The organism is Pantoea sp. RCC30.1 (assembly GCF_058148845.1).
Map to the genome: position 1 here is coordinate 18,731 of NZ_JBXUHX010000016.1, position 18,616 is coordinate 37,346.

Annotated in this window: 23 protein-coding genes; 7 read left to right on the plus strand and 16 right to left on the minus strand. The window is 52.2% G+C overall.

Translation table 11 applies throughout. From position 1 onward, the window contains the following. Positions 1–374 precede the first annotated feature (374 nt). The 10 genes from tcyN to AC2LB6_RS14935 form a co-directional block, all read right to left on the minus strand. Positions 375–1,127: an L-cystine ABC transporter ATP-binding protein TcyN gene (tcyN, locus tag AC2LB6_RS14890; RefSeq protein ID WP_490094100.1), complete on the minus strand. Its 753-nt coding sequence runs from the start codon at positions 1,125–1,127 to the stop codon at positions 375–377. Then, the gene (gene tcyL, locus AC2LB6_RS14895; RefSeq protein ID WP_003854540.1) at positions 1,124–1,792 is read right to left on the minus strand and encodes a cystine ABC transporter permease; all 669 of its coding nucleotides are present in this window, start codon (positions 1,790–1,792) and stop codon (positions 1,124–1,126) included. The genes tcyN and tcyL overlap by 4 nt, the downstream gene beginning before the upstream one ends. Beyond that, positions 1,792–2,592: a cystine ABC transporter substrate-binding protein gene (gene tcyJ, locus AC2LB6_RS14900; RefSeq protein ID WP_090960084.1), complete on the minus strand. Its 801-nt coding sequence runs from the start codon at positions 2,590–2,592 to the stop codon at positions 1,792–1,794. Before tcyJ ends, tcyL begins: the two co-directional genes overlap by 1 nt. Before the next feature lie 113 nt (positions 2,593–2,705). After that, entirely contained in the window at positions 2,706–3,692 is a 987-nt protein-coding gene (locus AC2LB6_RS14905; protein WP_490094101.1) for a D-cysteine desulfhydrase, read from the minus strand. A gap of 218 nt (positions 3,693–3,910) precedes the next feature. Continuing rightward, positions 3,911–4,414 (minus strand): flagella biosynthesis regulatory protein FliZ, encoded by a 504-nt coding sequence (fliZ, locus tag AC2LB6_RS14910; protein WP_090960078.1) that lies wholly within the window; start codon positions 4,412–4,414, stop codon positions 3,911–3,913. Positions 4,415–4,464: 50 nt separating this feature from the next. Then, the gene (locus AC2LB6_RS14915; protein ID WP_003854529.1) at positions 4,465–5,187 is read right to left on the minus strand and encodes an RNA polymerase sigma factor FliA; all 723 of its coding nucleotides are present in this window, start codon (positions 5,185–5,187) and stop codon (positions 4,465–4,467) included. A gap of 144 nt (positions 5,188–5,331) precedes the next feature. After that, positions 5,332–6,300, minus strand: coding sequence for an HNH endonuclease signature motif containing protein (locus AC2LB6_RS14920; RefSeq protein ID WP_490094102.1), 969 nt, complete (start codon positions 6,298–6,300; stop codon positions 5,332–5,334). Between the two features lie 170 nt (positions 6,301–6,470). After that, the gene (locus AC2LB6_RS14925) at positions 6,471–7,247 is read right to left on the minus strand and encodes a glycosyltransferase family 25 protein (RefSeq protein WP_490094103.1); all 777 of its coding nucleotides are present in this window, start codon (positions 7,245–7,247) and stop codon (positions 6,471–6,473) included. A gap of 166 nt (positions 7,248–7,413) precedes the next feature. Further along, positions 7,414–8,616 (minus strand): flagellin lysine-N-methylase, encoded by a 1,203-nt coding sequence (gene fliB / locus AC2LB6_RS14930; RefSeq protein ID WP_490094104.1) that lies wholly within the window; start codon positions 8,614–8,616, stop codon positions 7,414–7,416. 162 nt (positions 8,617–8,778) lie between these two features. Then, positions 8,779–10,062 carry a FliC/FljB family flagellin gene (locus AC2LB6_RS14935; protein ID WP_490094105.1) on the minus strand — a complete coding sequence of 428 codons (1,284 nt, stop codon included), beginning with the start codon at positions 10,060–10,062 and terminating at the stop codon, positions 8,779–8,781. Positions 10,063–10,398: 336 nt separating this feature from the next. On the opposite strand from AC2LB6_RS14935, the gene fliD reads away from it, so the two are divergent. The 4 genes from fliD (at position 10,399) to amyA (ending at position 14,178) form a co-directional block, all read left to right on the plus strand. Continuing rightward, positions 10,399–11,814 (plus strand): flagellar filament capping protein FliD, encoded by a 1,416-nt coding sequence (fliD, locus tag AC2LB6_RS14940; RefSeq protein ID WP_490094106.1) that lies wholly within the window; start codon positions 10,399–10,401, stop codon positions 11,812–11,814. An 8-nt stretch (positions 11,815–11,822) separates the two neighbouring features. Continuing rightward, positions 11,823–12,230 (plus strand): flagellar export chaperone FliS, encoded by a 408-nt coding sequence (gene fliS / locus AC2LB6_RS14945; protein WP_090960064.1) that lies wholly within the window; start codon positions 11,823–11,825, stop codon positions 12,228–12,230. Further along, on the plus strand, positions 12,230–12,595 hold the full coding sequence (gene fliT, locus AC2LB6_RS14950) for a flagella biosynthesis regulatory protein FliT (protein ID WP_490094107.1): 366 nt from the start codon (positions 12,230–12,232) through the stop codon (positions 12,593–12,595). The genes fliS and fliT overlap by 1 nt, the downstream gene beginning before the upstream one ends. 101 nt (positions 12,596–12,696) lie before the next feature. Then, the gene (gene amyA / locus AC2LB6_RS14955; protein WP_490094108.1) at positions 12,697–14,178 is read left to right on the plus strand and encodes an alpha-amylase; all 1,482 of its coding nucleotides are present in this window, start codon (positions 12,697–12,699) and stop codon (positions 14,176–14,178) included. Positions 14,179–14,283: 105 nt separating this feature from the next. Here amyA and yedD read toward each other — a convergent pair whose 3' ends face one another. Next, a complete protein-coding gene (gene yedD / locus AC2LB6_RS14960; RefSeq protein ID WP_490094109.1) occupies positions 14,284–14,757 on the minus strand; it encodes a lipoprotein YedD in 474 nt (157 codons plus the stop codon). Between the two features lie 253 nt (positions 14,758–15,010). On the opposite strand from yedD, the gene AC2LB6_RS14965 reads away from it, so the two are divergent. Further along, positions 15,011–15,334 (plus strand): DUF6388 family protein, encoded by a 324-nt coding sequence (locus AC2LB6_RS14965; protein ID WP_008926858.1) that lies wholly within the window; start codon positions 15,011–15,013, stop codon positions 15,332–15,334. Positions 15,335–15,535: 201 nt separating this feature from the next. On the opposite strand, the gene iraP is transcribed toward AC2LB6_RS14965, so the two are convergent. Next, positions 15,536–15,835, minus strand: coding sequence for an anti-adapter protein IraP (iraP, locus tag AC2LB6_RS14970; protein ID WP_010247621.1), 300 nt, complete (start codon positions 15,833–15,835; stop codon positions 15,536–15,538). Positions 15,836–16,010: 175 nt separating this feature from the next. Here iraP and AC2LB6_RS14975 point away from each other — a divergent pair, with 175 nt between their 5' ends. Next, positions 16,011–16,250: a DinI-like family protein gene (locus AC2LB6_RS14975; RefSeq protein ID WP_003854508.1), complete on the plus strand. Its 240-nt coding sequence runs from the start codon at positions 16,011–16,013 to the stop codon at positions 16,248–16,250. Positions 16,251–16,289: 39 nt separating this feature from the next. On the opposite strand, the gene AC2LB6_RS14980 is transcribed toward AC2LB6_RS14975, so the two are convergent. The 3 genes from AC2LB6_RS14980 to AC2LB6_RS14990 form a co-directional block, all read right to left on the minus strand. Then, a complete protein-coding gene (locus tag AC2LB6_RS14980; RefSeq protein WP_003854505.1) occupies positions 16,290–16,556 on the minus strand; it encodes a hypothetical protein in 267 nt (88 codons plus the stop codon). A 150-nt stretch (positions 16,557–16,706) separates the two neighbouring features. Continuing rightward, the gene (locus tag AC2LB6_RS14985) at positions 16,707–17,048 is read right to left on the minus strand and encodes a hypothetical protein (protein WP_490094110.1); all 342 of its coding nucleotides are present in this window, start codon (positions 17,046–17,048) and stop codon (positions 16,707–16,709) included. Further along, positions 17,035–17,418: a hypothetical protein gene (locus AC2LB6_RS14990; protein WP_490094111.1), complete on the minus strand. Its 384-nt coding sequence runs from the start codon at positions 17,416–17,418 to the stop codon at positions 17,035–17,037. Before AC2LB6_RS14990 ends, AC2LB6_RS14985 begins: the two co-directional genes overlap by 14 nt. Before the next feature lie 135 nt (positions 17,419–17,553). Between AC2LB6_RS14990 and AC2LB6_RS14995 the strand changes: the two genes are divergently transcribed. After that, a complete protein-coding gene (locus AC2LB6_RS14995) occupies positions 17,554–18,186 on the plus strand; it encodes a helix-turn-helix domain-containing protein (RefSeq protein ID WP_490094112.1) in 633 nt (210 codons plus the stop codon). Positions 18,187–18,243: 57 nt separating this feature from the next. On the opposite strand, the gene AC2LB6_RS15000 is transcribed toward AC2LB6_RS14995, so the two are convergent. Next, positions 18,244–18,492, minus strand: a complete 249-nt coding sequence (locus AC2LB6_RS15000) for a hypothetical protein (protein ID WP_490094113.1) — start codon at positions 18,490–18,492, stop codon at positions 18,244–18,246. Positions 18,493–18,616: the final 124 nt, after the last annotated feature.

The window sequence follows — 18,616 nt, forward strand, 5'->3', positions numbered from 1 at the left end:
GCGATTATTCGCCATTGAACCGGTGATGAATGTAGCGAAACTCTTAAAAGCCGCTGACTGGCCCTGTTGCCACAGTTATTTACTTAGCAGAACGTTTCCTTACACTTATTAATCAAGCGGGCAATAAGCGAATAATCTGCGCCTCAGCCAGACCAAAGGATAATATCGTTTGATAATCCACAGAATAGAAATAAGAGGAAGTGGCAGCAGTCAACGCCATTTAATATCCGATGAAAGGAAAAGATTTGTCAGATGCAGCAAAAGGTTTAACGGCTGAATAATTACCTGTGATATCGCACGGCAAATTAAGCGTGTTGCCGCTGAAAAAAGAGGATTAAACCGATTAAAACTGCCTTCCGGAGAAGGCAGTGAGGTTACTGATTAAGAAATTTATCGAGGAATTGACGGGTTCGTGGCTGCTGCGGATTGCTGAACAACGCTTTCGCCTCGCCCTGCTCCACAATGCGTCCCTGATCCATAAAAATGGCGCGGTCAGCAACGTCACGGGCAAAGCTCATCTCATGCGTGACGATGACCATGGTGCGTTTCTCTTCGGCCAGCGCGCGGATAGTGCTGAGCACCTCGCCAACCAGCTCCGGATCCAGCGCCGAGGTCGGTTCATCAAACAGAATCACTTCCGGCCGCATCGCCAGCGCACGGGCAATTGCCACACGCTGCTGCTGTCCACCCGACAGACGTCGTGGATAGCTATCTTCCTTGCCGTGCAGTCCGACCTTCTCCAGCAGCGTGCGGGCGCGGGCTATCGCATCCGCTTTCGCTTCGCCTTTGACAATAACCGGCCCTTCAATAATGTTCTCCATCACCGAACGGTGCGGAAACAGATTGAAGTTCTGGAAAACAAACCCAACCTGCTGACGCAGACGACGCACCTGCTCTTTCTGCTTGCTCTGGGCCAGCGCCGCATCCACGGTAATCTCCCCGACACGGATAGTGCCGCTATCCGGCACTTCCAGCAGGTTGATACTGCGCAGCAGCGTCGTTTTACCCGAGCCGCTGGGACCGATAATCGCCACCACTTCACCGGCGGCCACATCAAGGTCGATGTCGTGCAGCACCGTCTGGCCGTTAAACGATTTCACCAGCTTTCTGACTTCGATGGCGCTCATTTCGACTCCGAATCCTGACGATTAACATGCTGTTCCAGCCGGTTCTGCAACGCAGACAACACCGTTGCCATCACCCAGTAGATCAGCGAGGCCGCCAGATACATGGTGAAGACTTCCAGCGTACGCGAGGTGATCAACTGCGCCTGACGGAACAGCTCCGGCACCTGAATGGTCGCCGCCAGCGAGGTATCTTTCACCAGGCTGATAAAACTGTTCCCCAGCGGAGGCAGCGCGGTGCGTGCTGCCTGCGGCAGGATAACCCGACGCAGGGTCTGCCAGCGCGTCATACCGATACTTGCCGCCGCTTCCCACTGACCGCGCTCAATCGATGAAATCGCGCCGCGCAGAGACTCTGAAGCATAGGCGGCGGTATTCAGGGAAAGACCAATCATTGCCGACGGGATCGGGTCCAGCTCAATGCCAAACTGCGGCAGGCCGTAGTAGATCATAAATAGCTGCGCGATCAGCGGCGTGCCACGGAAAATCGAGACATAGATCCGCGCCAGCCAGCGAACCGGCCAGAAGCGCGACAGACGCATCAGCGCCAGAATAAAGCCCAGCAGCAGACCGAAGAACATCCCGCCGATGCTGAGCTGCAGCGTAAACAGCGCGCCTTTTAATAAAAAAGGTGCTGAATCCAGCACCAGTTGAAGACTTTCCTGCATTATTTCGTCACGTCCGCGCCAAACCATTTCTGAGACAGCTTGCTCAGCGAGCCATCTTTCTGCATGTCAGCAATAGCCTGGTCGACCGCTTTCAGCAGATCGTCATTGCCTTTACGAATCGCAACGCCCGATTCCTGACGAGAGAAGGCATCACCAGCAACCGCCATGGTATCGCCGGTTTTCTTCACCAGATCCAGTGCAGCCAGACGGTCAACCAGGATGGCATTCAGACGGCCAGAACGCAGATCCTGATATTTCGTCGGGTCATCATCATAAGTACGGATGTCCACGCCTTTCACATTCTCACGCAGCCACTGCTCGTAGTTAGTGCCCAGACCCACGCCCACTTTCTTGCCAGCCAGATCAGCCGGTTTGGTGATGGTATTCGCGTTGGCTTTCATGGTCAGTGCCTGAATGCCGGAGACCGTGTATGGCGTGGAGAAGTCATACTTCTTCTTACGCTCATCAGAAATAGTCACCTGGTTGATCACCACATCGATGCGTTTCGCATCAAGTGAGGCCAGCATGCCGTCCCATTTGGTCGGTTTCAGGCTCGCCTTGACGCCCATATGCTGCGCCAGCTGTTCTGCGAATTCCACTTCAAAGCCGGTCAGCTTGCCCTTCTCATCCTGGAAGCTGAATGGCGGATAAGTTCCTTCCAGACCCACCAGCAGCGTGCCGCGCTCTTTAATTTTGTTCAGCAGATTTTCCGCTGCAAAGGTTTTAACGTTGACGCCTGCAATCAGCGCCACAGCCATGACGCCCATCACCATCTGACGACCTGCACGAGAAAAGGACATATTCACCCCATTATTGACAGTATTGTGTGTGTGTTCTTATAAGGGCAGCACCGCTTATCGCTGCCAGTCCAAAATGATAACGCACGGAGTATAAACTCTTTTATTCGCTTGTCTCAGACCGAAGGATGATAAGCAAATAACGCCGGCGCGCCGCCCGTATGAATAAACAGCAACGGACCTTCACGACGGAAACGATTCTGGCTGATGCCATCCAGGAGTCCGGCCATCGCCTTGCCGGTATAAACCGGGTCGAGAAGGATCCCTTCCAGCTGCGCCAGCAGTTTCACCGCAGCCATGCCTTCGTCATTCGGCTCGCCGTAGCGCGGCGCGAAATAGTCATCCCACAGGGTGATCGGTGCCTTAGCCTGCACCTCCAGCTTCTCTGCCAGCGACTGACGCAGCCGCTCAACCAGCGGCAACTGCGCTTCGATCTGACGTGAAACGGTGACGCCCACCAGCTCGGTTTCCGGCAGCAGGTGCTCCAGACCCACCGCCAGTCCGGCATGGGTGCCGGCACTGCCCGAGGCGACGACCACGGCGGCAAAATCGACCACGCCTTCACTCTGATGAGCGATCTCCTGCGCGCACTCCACATAGCCTAGCGCACCCAGCGCATTTGAGCCGCCGACCGGTACGATGTAAGGGCGGAAGCCCTGAGCTTCCAGACGCGTGGCTTCTTCAGCCAGCTGCTCTGCAGGATTGTGCAGCGCATCTACCATGATCACTTCCGCGTCCATCAAATCCAGTATCAAACGGTTGCCGTTGCTCAGGTAGTTTTCAGCGTGGGTACCAATCGGGTTTTCCAGCAGCGCCACGCACTTCAGGCCAAGACGGGCCGCGACGGCCGCCGTCTGACGCACATGGTTAGACTGAATCGCGCCCGCGGTCAGCAGCACATCGGCGCCTTCGCGCAGCGCATCGGCCGCCAGGAATTCGAGCTTGCGCAGCTTATTACCGCCCATCGCCACGGGGGTGAAATCATCGCGTTTGATGAAGATATCGCGACCCAGATAGTCGGAGAGCCGTGGCAGATGTTCTAACGGCGTGGGTGCGCCCAGCAGTTCAAGACGAGGGAATTGGTGTAACAGATGTAAAGACAATGCTGCCTCCATTCGGGCACTGGAATTATCTTTATAGTGTTGCAGAAGATGCGCAAAGGATCACCCTGATTCAGGTGTCCGCAGATGCGGTAAGACACAGGCACTGAGAAAAATGCGAGGAGAAAGAAGCGCCGTGCTCCCCCTTCCCTGGACCCGGCTGGCGGGCCAGGGGAGAACGTGCCGCAGGCACGCGGGGGAGCAATCGGTGCAGATCAGGTTTACGCCTGCTGCCAGCCTAAGAACTGATCGTACTTGCGGAGCGCGATGCGGTAATTGTTATTACCGGCATCAGGCAGATCGCTTTCCAGACACTGATGCCAGCTATTTCCTTTGAGCCTGTCGGCCGGGAAATTTTTGGCTTTCAGCATCTCATCCAGTCGACGAAGACGCACCACATATTCACGAATCGTGCTGGGGCTCATCTCTGTCTGCTCAAACAGGTACTGTTTGAACGCCATAATGTCGAAGTAATTAGGATGGGTATTGCAAAAAATATCACTGCAAAAACGACAAAGCGCAGTCAGTTCGGGCTGAAGCTTCAGCCACAGCGGCTCATCAATCATCTGGTCCATCCGAGCGATGGCCTCTTTATTGATGATCTGGCCACGAAAAACGAGCGCCATTCGATCTAATACCTTGCCACAGTGTGAACAATTGCTCTGGCTGTGTTTATAGTCTTTAAGATAACGACTTAACGGTCTGGCCTTGGTCTTGGCTCCCATTACTGAGTCCCCGGTTTCTTATAATTTTGAATCGCCAGGAACTGATACTGCTAGCGCGCTCCCGCAAGTCGGGCCCGCAGGCGTTTGATCGCCTGACTGTGCAGCTGGCTGACACGGGATTCACCCACATCAAGCACCGCGCCAATCTCTTTCAGGTTCAGTTCTTCCTGGTAGTACAGTGTCAGCACCATCTTTTCACGATCGGGTAACGCTTCGATCGCTTCAATAACGCGCTCACGCAGACTCCCTTCAAGCAACTGGTGAAGTGGATTAGCCTCTTCATGGCCTTCCGTCACCAGCTCCGCGCTGTCGCCGTGCTCTTCCCGATACTCGTCGTAGGAGAAAAGTTGACTGTTGTTGGTGTCCAGCAGGATCTGCCGGTACTCCTCCATGGAAACATTCAGCTGCTGCGCCACTTCCTGCTCGGAGGCAGAGCGTCCCAGCGACTGTTCCACCCTGTGCATTGCTCCGGCCACCTCACGTGCGTTACGACGCACGCTGCGAGGTGCCCAGTCCCGACTACGAAGCTCGTCGAGCATGGCGCCACGAATACGCTGCACGGCGTAGGTGGTAAAAGCTGTACCCTGGAGCGCGTCATAGCGCTCTACGGCATTTAACAGCCCTATTCCACCCGCCTGCAGCAGGTCATCAAGCTCCACGCTGGCTGGCAGGCGAACCTGCAGACGCAGCGCTTCATGACGCACCAGCGGCACGTAGCGCTGCCAGAGCGAATGCTTGTCCATCACGCCTTCGGCGGTATAGAAATCGTTCACGTTGACTATCCTGCGTTAATGAAGTTATCGGCATGATTATGCAATTCTGTAGCGTTTTCGATTGACTGAATAGGCGGGGTAAAACGAGGCTATTTCATTTTTGTTAAGTCAGAGTGCAGATCCTTCTGCACTCATCGGTGAGAATTAACGACGGGCGCGCAGTCGTTGCCGCGTAGCGGGTGGCACAGCCGCCCACAGGCTGCAGATCCGACCATCCAGCTCCTGATACCAGGGCGCAATATGCTGTCGCGCCTCCTCGCCAGGATGCACCTGGATCTCTCCCGACTCACCATTAATGCTAATCAGTCGGTTAATAAATAATCGTTGCAAATCACTGCGTAAAAACAGGCCGTTATCGACGCTGTTATCGGCCAGCACACCGTCATCGCCTTCCAGCGTGTCGATATGGCAGGCTTCCACCCACGGCCAGCCGTGGCGTTCGGTCAGCTCGGTTCCGGTCATCACGCAGGCACCGTAGCGGGCTTTAACACCGGCGCTGAATTCCGCCTGGCTGGCGCGCTGCAGCACCCGTGCTTTGACGCGACGTCCGACTTCAGTACCCGGCATGACCGCCGCAGGGACTTTGTGCTGCGGCGTACTCAGCACCACGATGAATTGAATGCGCTGCGACTGCGCAAAGCAGGGATCCGCCTGAGGAGTGAAGAGCTGCCAGTAAGCGTCATCATCATCCTGATGCATCAGCACCAGTTTGTAGCCGCGACTGTTGAGCAGGTTCTGCGCCGTGGCGGATTGCGGATCGATCATCGCGAAAACCTGGCTGCTGCCCATCACCTTCCACAGGTTTTCGCGCTTCTCGTTCTCACTGCGACGGAAATAGAGGAAAGAGAGATTCTGCTTAAGGTAGTGCTCAAAGCGACGCAGATAATTTTTACGCTCGTTGTCATGGGAGATGAACAGCAGGTCCTCCAGCGGACTGTTGCTCTCTTCCTGCGCAAAAACGGCACGGATTTTCAGCGTGCGCAGGCCGGTTGACGGACTCAGCAAGGCGCGCGCCGTCAGCTCTTTATCATCAGGGTATTGCAAAGCGTAACGCCGGGCGATCTCGTCGAAGGTCAGCCGCTCGCCCGGTAACAGGTCATAATTGAAGCGCATAGACACTCCACAAAGTTAAAATCATTAATGATGTTGTTCTGTAGAGAGTTATCGGCAGGCTGGGGGGGAACTGTAACCGGGGTGAGAACTCAGGAGTCGGGAAGACGACATGGTACAGGCTCATATCCACCTTACCCTGCCCCGGTTACTGCAACGCTGTGCGGTCTGCACTACATTGAACGGTGTGCACTGGCGTTGACCTCGACGATTTGATGAAACAGCGGAACGACGGCTCGGCGATAACGGTGACGCAACTTCGCTTTGAGTGGCCGCTTCGCCATGATTTCTGACCAGATCTGGCGTTTCTTACGGTTGTGACGCTCAACATCTTCTATCTGCTGAATCGTGGTCTGCTGAGACGTTTCATGTAGCAACACCGGGGCTGGATGCACAGCCAGCAGCCGGAAGGCTCCGTACTCTTCGAACAAGCACCATTTATCGGCAACCATCCAGACCGGATAGAGCAGACTGAGCAGCCTTTTCGCCGCTGCCAGATTGATGACATAAGCGTGCGCGGTAGTGGCGCAGTAGACAGGATAAAGGCTGGCAGTTTCCGATACCGTCGCAATCACTTTGTTCACATATTTATTAACACGTGAGAGCAATACTAACGTCGGATTATTTTCGGGCAACTGAATGACTGGACTGGATAATACCGCTGAAAACATCGGGGTTAATAGTGCGTCATCTTCCAGAATCAATGCCTGAGTAATGTTTTCATCTGCCATTTTGCGATAAATAGCGATGTGACTTAACGCACACCCTATTTCGCCCGGCTTGAACGCATAATTAACGGTGCGGATGTGCTGCGCAATCTCCGTATCCGTTAACAGGCTACCATTCACGGCTTGAATAAATTCATAACCGAGACCGGCGGCATCGCACTGCGCCGCAATAATGGCGCGACGATCCGTTGATGAGGCGAGATTGATGATGAAAGTTTTCATGCTGGATTTATATTCCGGATAGGTGATATGCCTGAAACGACCAGCATACTGCCCATGGCATAACCCGGAATGCGTTAAACGAGCGTTAAACCCTGACCTGCGATAAAAACCCAGTCTCTTTTGGGAGCATGATAAATAAAAAGCTCCGCAGAAGCGGAGCCTTAATTTACTTAAGCAGATAGATCAGCGACAGATCGTCATTGACCTTAACCTTGTTAATCTCTGCCAGAAACGCACTCACCGACTGTGCACTGTGTTTTGTTATTGAGTGGTAGCTGTAGATGATATTGATAATATCCTCTTCATCAATCGTTCCGACCAATTCAACACTGGCGGCTATCAATGACTTAAGCTGGAACCATTCTGCTGTCAGAAGATACAGGCTCAGTAACGGACTGCGACTCTCGTCATTAGGGAAAAATTCATCATAAATGCGGTACTGAATATAGTTGTTCATTATCCACGGGCGCTCAGCGAGCCAGGGCATAACCTGCTTCTGCCAGACGTTGTCCAGCCGGATCATCGGCTGACTGACGTCATCGGTTTTAGCCCCTTCGGACAAAATATAAATTAGCTTATTCAGATAGTGATCCAGGGTGGGAAAGCCACGCTTGTATGTCTTTGCGCCGAACCAGGTCTGTAATCTCAACAGTAAAGACCATTGCAGATTATAGTCAGGCTTAATCTGGTCAAGCTGCCGCCTGATTTCGCCCTGTGCCAGATTATCAAGCACGTCAGAAAAATGACGCTCCATTTTTTCCAGCCAATTCTCCTCAGGACTCACCCTTTCAGCAGCCAGCAAAAAGGTAGCCAGTGCGTACAGCGCTTCATCCAGCTTCTCACCGCTCATTTTAACAATATTGAGACACATCAGATTGAGCAGCTTCTTGTGCTGATCAAGATCTTTGGCTTTATTGGCTTCTGGCTGAGTCTGAATGGTCTGTTCGAAGAGCATGGCATCGGGTGAGGCTAATAACTTCCGGGTGGCTTCCGGGCAGGAGAGCACCAGCGTCTTTTGTCGCTCATATTTAAACGTCCTGGCTGAACGGGGATAGGTAGAGCAGGTCTTACTCAATGCCTCAGCGCCCAGACTGGCGTGCACTTTACACAGGAGGTCTTCACCCATAAAAGCACAGTTGCCGGATGAATTCAGCTTCATGGTGCCCCAGTTGGCGAAGCTTTTTCCGGTAATGACGATGTTGTCGGTCGCCAGGGTTTTGATTTCAATCTGAGAGGATTTTAAATAGCGCTTGACCGTGGGCTTATCCAGATTGATATCCCAGCCTTTGCAGCAGTGATCGCGACACTCACTGCCAATACATTTAAAGGCAGTGACAAACAGCGGTTCCACAACAGTAATATTTTTCATTATCTACCTGCTCAACCAGGGTGTTAAAAACCATGAGGGTGAGTGTCAGGATAAATTAAAGAGAGGAAATTGATTGGCAGAGAAAAGATTAAAAAACAGGCTAATCGTACGCATAAAAAAAACCCCGCCGAGGCGGGGTTTTGAATGGGGATTCGAAGGCGATTAGCCCTGCAGCAGAGACAGAACCTGCTGTGGAACCTGGTTCGCTTTAGACAATACTGAGTTACCAGCCTGCTGCACGATCTGTGCTTTAGACATGTTGGAAACTTCAGTTGCGTAGTCAGCATCCTGAATACGAGACTGTGCTGCAGACAGGTTAGTCGTGGTGTTGTTCAGGTTAGTTACCGCTGAGTTCAGACGGTTCTGTACTGCACCCAGGCTAGAACGGAAGTTATCAACAGATGCGATAGCTTTGTCCAGCAGTGCCAGTGGGTTAGACGTTGCTGAACCCGTGTGCACGTTGGTGTTGGTTGCAGAAGCGATATCACCGATAGCACTTGCTACGCCAGTAGTACCTGCTGCTGCGCCATCAACAATGGCACCCGCTGCGGTGTTGTAGTCTTTGCCCTGAACAGTCACATAACCCTGTGCTGCGCCAGTTGCATCGCCGCCAACTTTAACGAACTGACCGGTCATGGTACCAGCAGTTACGCCGTTCGCCGTGTCGGTATAAGAAACGTCAGTGGTGTTCAGTGCAACTTTACCAGTCGCATCATCAACAGAAACTGCGTAGTTATCGCTGCCAGAAGAGACAACGTAAGTTGCAGTGGCTGCGCCAGCTGAAGTCTGTACGTTTTTCAGTGACAGTGAGCTTGCATCTACTTTCAGAGCAGTTGCAACAGCTGCCAGGTCAACGTTTTTCAGTGAACCGCTTGCGCCAACCTGAGAGATTGCATCGCTGGTTTTCAGTGCGTTTTTAGAGACGCCGAAACCTGACAGGCCCAGAGTAGAAGAGTCAATCTTCTTCAGGTCGATGTTGATGGTTTCGCCGTCGTTTGCGCCAACCTGAATTTTCATTGCGCCGTCTTTAGCCAGCACGTTCACGCCGTTGAACTGAGTCTGACCAGATACGCGGTCGATTTCGCTCAGACGTGATTTGATTTCGTCCTGGATTGAACCGAGGTCAGAATCAGAGTTGGTGCCGTTCTGAGACTGTACAGTCAGCTCACGAACACGCTGTAAGTTGTTGTTGATTTCTGACAGCGCGCCTTCAGTAGTCTGCGCAGCAGAGATACCGTCGTTGGCGTTACGAGCAGCCTGAGTCAGGCCCTTGATGTTAGAGGTGAAACGGTTGGCAATTGCCTGACCAGCAGCGTCATCTTTCGCGCTGTTGATACGTAAACCAGAAGACAGACGCTCCATTGAAGTAGACAGAGCTGACTGGTTCTTGTTGATGTTGTTCTGAGTGATCAGCGAGAGGCTGTTGGTATTAATGACTTGGGCCATGATGAATTTTCCTGTTAATCAAGTCTTTCGGTTAAGGTGTGGGCTTCAACCCGCCGGCTTCAGCGCCGTCAAAGTTGTTATCGTCTGCCGTTTAACAACCTTTAGAATTTTTTTAGTACCAGGCGAATTTTTCTGCTTCAACCTGTCACGTTTTAAGTTATCGCCACCCGCCCGAACTTCTTTAGACTTAATTCATTAATTTTCTAGCCGCTGAATTACCCTTCTCTATAGTGCTTATTTACCTCATTACCCTAAGGCAAATAACCTTAAACTTTCCTTATTCAAGGCCGATAACCCAGGTATCAATTTCTCTGTCGACCTTATAAAGGAATTAACATGGCTAGTATAAGTAACCTTGGTGTGGGTTCCGGCCTGCCACTCAGTACCATGCTTGACAGTTTGACCACCGCTGAAAAAGCCTCACTGACACCGATTTCAAAGCAGCAATCGGCTTATACAGCCAAGCTGAGTGCCTATGCCACCCTGAAAAGCTCACTGACGACTTTCCAGACGGCTAACACCAAGCTGAACAGTGCTGACCTGTTTACCTCGACCACCGCGGCCAGCAGCTCAACGGCGTTCAGTGCGACCACTTCTGGCACCACGGTGGCCGGCAAATATGCCATTAACGTGACGCAGCTGGCCCAGGCGCAGGTCCTGACCTCCTCCGTGCAGAGCAGCAACACCGCCGCACTGGGCGACAGTTCAGTGGCCAGCCGCAGCATCGCGATTACCTTAAAAGATGGTTCAAGCAAAAGCGTGACCCTCTCCAGCGATCAAACCTCGCTGACCGGTATGCGCGACGCCATCAACGGCGCCAATGCCGGTGTCACCGCCACCATTATTAAGGTGTCAGACGGCAGCTTCCGCCTCTCCATGAGCGCCAATAAAACCGGCAGCGACAATGCGGTAGCCACGATCGCCGTCACCGGCGACAGCACGCTGCAGGGCGTTGTGGGCTTTGACGCCTCCGCCAGCAGCAATGTGATGACTGAAAGCGTTAAAGCGCAGAATGCCCAACTCACGGTCAACAACGTTGCGATTGAGAACAGCAGCAACCAGATCAGTGATGCGCTGGAAGGGATTACCTTAAATCTGACCGCGCAGACAACGGGCGCTCAGACGCTGACGATTACCAAAGACACCTCAAAAGCGTCCAGCGCGATCAGCGGCTGGGTGGATGCCTATAACTCGTTGCTGGATCAGTTCAATACGCTGACCAAGTACACTAAGGTAGATACTAATACCGATTCGCAGGACTCCAGCAATGGTGCCCTTATCGGTGACAGCACATTGCGCACGATTGAGACGCAGCTGAAAAGCATGCTCACCAACGCGCAAAGCTCCTCTTCCTACAAATCGCTTGGCCAGATTGGTATTACCACCGATCCCCAGACGGGCTCATTGAAAATTGATTCCACTAAGGTTAACGCCGCGCTGGATAAAGATGCCGCAGGCGTGAAAGAGATGATCGTGGGCGACGGTAAAACCACCGGTATTACCACCAAAATCGCGACCAATATCACGGGCTGGTTATCGACCAAAGGGATTGTTCAGGCCGCTACCGATGGCGTCAGCAAGACACTGAATAATTTAACCACCCTCTATAACACCACCAGCGATCGTATTGATGCGGATATCGCACGTTATAAAACACAGTTTACCCAGCTTGATCTGGCCATAAGTAAACTCAACTCGACCAGTACGTATCTGACGCAGCAGTTCGATACCTCAAGTTCTAACAAATCATAGGAGTGACCATGTACAGCGCTACAGGCACCAAAGCCTATGCAAAAATTGGCGTCGAAAGCGCCGTCATGAGCGCCACCCAGCAGCAGCTGGTGATGATGCTGTTCGACGGTGCACTGAGCGCGTTAATCCGCGCCCGCTTGTTTATGCAGGATGGCAATATTGAAGGCAAAGGCAGCTCCATCTCCAAAGCGATCAATATTATCGAAGCAGGCCTGAAAGAGGGTCTGCTTGAAAACAGTGGTGATGAACTGGCAGATAATCTGCTGGATCTTTACAACTACATGACCCGTCGCCTGCTGCATGCCAACCTGCACAATGATGTTGCAGCGGTCGAAGAGGTCGAAGGCCTGCTGCGCAATATCGCGGACGCGTGGAAAGAAGTAGTTCAATCTCACCTGATTCAGGACGCCGTTTAATGACCACTGCACCGCATCTGATTACCGTTTACCACCAGTTACTCGATCTCAGCCACGGAATGCTGCGTCATGCAGAACAAGGCGAATGGGATGAATTGATCAGCAGGGAGATGGAGTATGTCAGTGCGGTGCAGAACTTATCCGAATCGACAGATGCTGTGTCGCCATCATCGCAGACGCAGGAGCAGTTACGCCCGGTGCTGCGCCGTATTCTTGATAACGAATGCGAAGTGAAACGTCTCCTGCAGGCGCGGATGGATGAGCTGGCCTCGCTGGTGGGTCAGAACAACCGACAGAAGTCGGTGATGTCCGCCTATAGCAGTCAGGGCGGCTTAGTCATGGTGCCGCGCGAAACCCTCTCCTGATCCCCTGCTCTGCCACGCCGCCAGATTTATTTCTCTGCGCGGCGTCTCTTTTTTGCCGCTTACTCCATACTTGATTCTCATCATCCCCTGGAGTGTGGTACATGCAAAACCCAACGTTATTACAGTTTTTCCATTGGTATTACCCGGATGGCAGCAAACTGTGGCCGGAAGTCGCCGATCGCGCGGCCTGGCTCAGCGAAATCGGTATCACCATGGCGTGGTTGCCACCGTGCTACAAAGGGGGTTCTGGTGGCTATTCTGTCGGTTACGACAGTTACGATCTGTTCGACCTTGGGGAATTTGATCAGAAAGGCGGTGTTGCGACTAAATATGGCGACAAACAGCAGTTACTGGCAGCCACCGAAGCCCTGCGCAGCCACAACGTTGGGGTGCTGCTGGATGTGGTGCTGAACCATAAAATGGGTGCTGACGAAAAAGAAGCGATCAGCGTAAACCGGGTCAACCCGGATAACCGCGACGAAATTTACGAAGAAGTCGTTGAGTGCGAGGCCTGGACAAAATTCACCTTTCCGGCCCGCGCCGGGGAATATTCAAAATTTACCTGGGATCACAAATGCTTTAGCGGCGTCGACCACATTGAAAATCCGGACGAAAACGGCGTTTTTAAAATCATCAATGACTACACCGCCGAAGGCTGGAACGATCAGGTCGATAACGAGCTGGGTAACTTCGACTATCTGATGGGTGCAAACATCGATTTCCGCAACAACGCAGTCCGGGAAGAGCTGAAATACTGGGCGCGCTGGGTGATGGAACAGGTGCCCTGCACCGGCTTTCGTCTGGATGCGGTAAAACATATTCCGGCCTGGTTCTACAAAGAGTGGATCGAGCATATTCAGGACGTCGCTGAGGAGCCGATGTTTATCGTCGCGGAGTACTGGTCGTTTGAAACCGAGAAGCTGCAGGAGTATGTGCATCAGGTGGAAGGCAAAACCATGCTGTTCGATGCACCGCTGCATATGAACTTCCATCAGGCCTCAACCGCGGGCAGCGCCTACGATATGAGCCAGATTTTTGCCAACTCGCTGGTGGTAGCTGATCCGTGGCATGCCGTGACTATCGTGGCCAATCACGACACCCAGCCGCTGCAGTCGCTGGAAGCGCCGGTTGAAGCCTGGTTTAAACCGCTGGCCTATGCGCTAATTCTGTTACGTGAACAGGGTGTGCCTACCATTTTCTATCCCGATCTGTTCGGGGCGACTTATGAAGATGAAGGCGGCGACGGCGAAAAGTACAAAATTGAGATGCCGGTGATCCCTGAACTGGAAGGCTTAATCCGTGCGCGCCAGCAATATGGCTGGGGCGTACAGACCGACTATTTCGATCACCCCAACTGCGTGGCGTTCAGCCGCAGCGGTACCGAAACGCAGCCGGGCTGTGTAGTGATTATGTCGAACGGCGATGCGGGGGAGAAAAGCGTGCCGATGGGTGACGGTTTGGCCGGTAAGGTCTGGCGCGATCACCTGGGTAATCGTGAAGAGACGATTACAGCCGACGAGCACGGCACCGCAGTGTTTGTCTGTAATGGTGGCAGCGTCAGCGTCTGGGTCCTTGCAGAATAAGTTAGTGGCAGAATAAGTGACGCAATAAAAACGAAAACCGCCCCGGCCGGGCAGAGCGCACTTTACGCTCTTGCCTGCCGGGGCGGTTTTATTAGGAGTCGGCTGTTACGACTTCGCGTTATTTTCAGTAATCGGTGTGCGCAGCAGTTGCGGTTCGATGTTCTGAATCACGGCCGCTTTCGGCTGCTTCGCCACTTCTTCCAGCGCCTGCTGACACTCGATGGTCGGGCGCGCGACTTTACGCAGGGTCATCCGGTCGTAACTCAGTTCGCCATTCTCCACCACCAGCGGCATCACCCGCAGCTGACGTGTCACATTGACATAATCGCCGCTCAGGCGAGTCAGTTTGCCCGGCTTGGCGATCACCCGCATCCACTGACGGCAATCCAGGGTGCTGCCATCGGCATTAATGATCACGCTGGCTATCGCCTTGTCGTTGATCAGGCTGCTCTGTGGGCCGACAGTTTGCCAGGTTCCCTGCAGATCAGCGGGCGCCGGTGTCTGTACCGCGTTTTCATAATCGTTGATTTGCACACATCCACTTAGTGCCATCGTAGCAATCAGCATCCACTTTTTCATGTTTAATCCCTAAGATCACATCAATGGCGGCTACGTTATAATTTTTCCACCGCGTTACGCAAGATATCTGGGTATTCAGGCTCCACGTAAACCCTGATTGCAGCAGAATTTAACCGGCAGCGAGACCAAACGTACGTGTTTTAATCGGCAAATGGATGACGGATTGGGTTCATCCATTGGCTTTACCCCGCCTGACAAGCGATAAACAACCCGCTACACTGGCGCGCTGCAACAGACTTTCAGGAATATGAATATGAAAACGCCAGAAGCCTACTATGCCCAGGCACGCGAGATGTTTTTCACCGCGCATCCCGACTTTCAGTCTGCACTGGATGAATTAACCGAGAGCGATGCCCGTGCTGCGAACCTGTCACTGCGACAGCTTCGCGAATGGCATGCCGAACGCATCTATGCGGCCTTTTTGCGACAGAAAAATCTGGATGGGATGATCTTCTCAATTCAGCTCGCTGAGCCGGATAAAGCGGTGGCGGCTGAGGCTATCGAGACTTATCTCAAATCTCATGCTGAGTCGCTGGGAATGAGCTGGGAAGAGTTTTGCATCAAAAACGAGCTTTAATCCGCGCCGCGTTGAAGTTGTATATTGCAAACACCTCCAACCAGTTCAGGCACTGCAGATAAGGTTGTACTAACCGGGGGAAAGTGTATAACTTCGGCGTGCGACTAAGGTCGTGGATGTCCTTTAACGAATAGTGCTGATGCACTGCCTCTGCAGGTGTTGTCTCAATTCCACCTCCAGAGGCGAATTTTTTATCCGCCCCTACCCCTCACCTTCCGTCGCTTTACCTTTTACTTCAACATAACTTGCAACCGCCAGCAGACGATTAATATGCGTTAGCAGCAGATCAACATCAGACTGGAGAAACTCGGTCGAAGATTGCGAAGCGGTAACAATGGCATCCTGCACCGTTTCTGAAATAGTCAGCGAGTTGTCCTGTTTCGCCTGCACCAGCAGCGCTGCAACCAGCAGGGACTGCGCTTCTAACTGCGCCGTCAATTCTTTCGCATCGACGTCCATCTTTGCCAGTTTTAGCAGAATATCAATTACCAGTTGTCGCATCGCGGACCTCCTGAAAAGTAAGTCGTCATTATGTCGCGATGCGTGCGCATTTTGCTAGTCGAAGATCGCGGTTTATGCGAGATAAAAATTTACGCAAAATTGGATACGCCACCTTGCCACTGTTTTTATTTACAGTATTATATGTCAGCGATTTTGCCCTGAATGGATTGCCATCATGTTTGTTGAGTTGATTTATGACAAGCGCAACGTTGCCGGTTTACCGGGCGCTCGCGAGATGATTCGTGAGGAGCTGGAAAAGCGGGTGCATCGGGTGTTTCCTGACATTGAAGTTAAGGTCAAGCCGATGGAACGTAACGCGATAGATACAGATCTGAGTAAGAACGACAAAGCGACAGTTGCGCGGATTGTTGAAGAGATGTTCGACGAAGCGGAAATGTGGCTGGTGGCCGATTAATCCCTTAACGGCCACCGCAATCAGTTAGCGGGAGATAACTTAGCTCTCCTGCTCGCTGTGATTAATTTCGATCTCAATGTCCTGAATAGCGGCATCCAGATCTTCCAGCAGTTTGCCCTGCTTGTTAAGCAATGCATCAATTCTGTCGGCGTTAGTCTTGTCTTTATATTCACCGGCATCAAACGCTAACCAATGGCTGGAGAGGGTTTCGGTGTTAGTCTGCGCATAGTGGCGCATCTCTTTTAACTGAGAGGTCACGTCGCGCAGATAGTCAGTTTTGGTCTTGGTTTCTGTTGAATCGCTCATGCTAAATTTCCTTCTGGTCAGTTATCCAAAATGATTAGGCTTAGCGGTTCATCAACCGGCCAATCAGCGGGCGGGCATTCAGATACAAATGTCGCCCGGAGATTTAAAACTAGTCGATAATAGCGAAGCCGCACTAGGAATAATCGGAAGTTATGGTTTTTTAGCCGGTTTCGCTGCTGGCGCCTCACTCACAATCACCACTTCTTTGACTTTGGTGATCGTTTTGTCGGCTACACGATCCGGTATCGCATCGAGCTTATGCTGTATTGCCGTGACCTGATCGGTCAGCAACTCCACTCTGTCATCACGCCGCGCGGCAATTAAGCGATAATCCGCCCGAATCTCCTCAATCCGCCGGTTTGCAGTGTTACTGACGTAGAGAAAAATAATTGTCATCAGGATGCAAATCATCGAACAGCTCAGCAGAATGCAGCCGAGGATAACTTTGCGTCGGTATGACATCGGAGCCTTGGTGCTATTAATCGTTGCCATTGCTGTGATCCTCCAGAGTTGAGATAAGCCGATCTATCTCATTACGAAATTTATCGTTGTGATCGGTTTCGGTCATGGCCAGTAAAATCCCTACCGCGTTCTTGATTAACCGAAGATCGGTTTCGAGTGTCGAGATACGGCGCAGATTCCTGTCGTGTCGTTCGCGTAATTCATCGTTCTCCTCCCTTATCAGCACGTTGCTCTCTTTGAGCAACACCACCTGCTCTTTGTAACTGGTTATAATTTCCCCACCCGCCCTGTTACTGGTTACGATTGACGCGATACCCGCCAATAACGGTTTCCAGAACAGTGCTGCTGCGCCCCCACCCAGAACTAACGCACCCATACTGGTAATAAGACTACTTTCCATGCCACACCCCTTTGTCCGGTAAGGTCTCTGGAACCACTGCGTGCTGAAAAGCCACGTCCTCCGCCTGAAATTTAAGATTGCTTAAATACCACGCTTAAGTATACTTAAGTCATTATCAACTAAAAAGTCAAGCTGATGAAAAACGAAACGCTGGGTGACCGCATCCGACTCCGACGTAAATCACTGCAATTAACGCAGAAGCAATTGGCACAACAGGTAAAAGTTTCCCATGTGGCGATTTCGCAATGGGAAAAAGAGGAGACGCTGCCGCGCGGTGAGAACCTGCTACGGCTCGCCGAAGCACTGGGCTGCGCCCCGGCTTTTCTGATAGATGGGGATGGACCTGTTTTTAATGAAAGCGCTTATGGTGGCCTGCATCAGATCCCACTGCTGGCACAGCGCGACGTCGCGCAATGGCTGAATGACGCCAGTTCTGTGCGGCATGAACTGCTGATGCACAACGACATGGCACTTTCGCAAAAGAGCTTTGCTTTCCGGGTAGAAGAACAGGCGATGACACCCGCGATTCTGAAGGATGATGTGGTGATCATTGATCCCAGCCTGTCACCTCAACCGGGCGACTGCGTGCTGGCATTGCAGCTACAGGTCGCCCTGCTTCGCACCTGGCGTCAGCGCGGCAGTGAAGATGGTGTTTTGCAATTTGAACTGGCACCGGTAAATATCAACTTCCCCGACCTGCATTCCAGACGGGATAGCCTGAAACTACTGGGTACGCTGGTGGAACTACGCCGCTATCGCCAGCCATAAAAAAACCCGCAGACGCGGGTTAACTTTTCATCGTACAACGGTGGTCTGGACGCTTAATTACAGGGCGTCGGTGAGTTGATCCACGATCACCTTGCCTTGCAGATCGGTCTGCATAATGCGGTAATTAACCGGCCATGAGCGGCGGGTACTGAGTTTATCGAAAAGCGTCACGCCGCCTTTTTTGACACCCTGACGGTTAACAATAATCCATTCGGTCACTTCTTCCTGACCACGATTTTTCAGGCTCACCGAACCTTTTTCGATTAACTGATCTTCAGCTTCAATCTTTAAATAGTCTCGTAACATAATTTCTATCTCCTGGTAACGCAGGTCACTATATGCCTTTTGTTAATCATTTCAATCGAATTTATTTATCGAGCATTTTATCGACAGAAATGTGACCTGCCGCAAGCGAGACGACAGGTTTGTC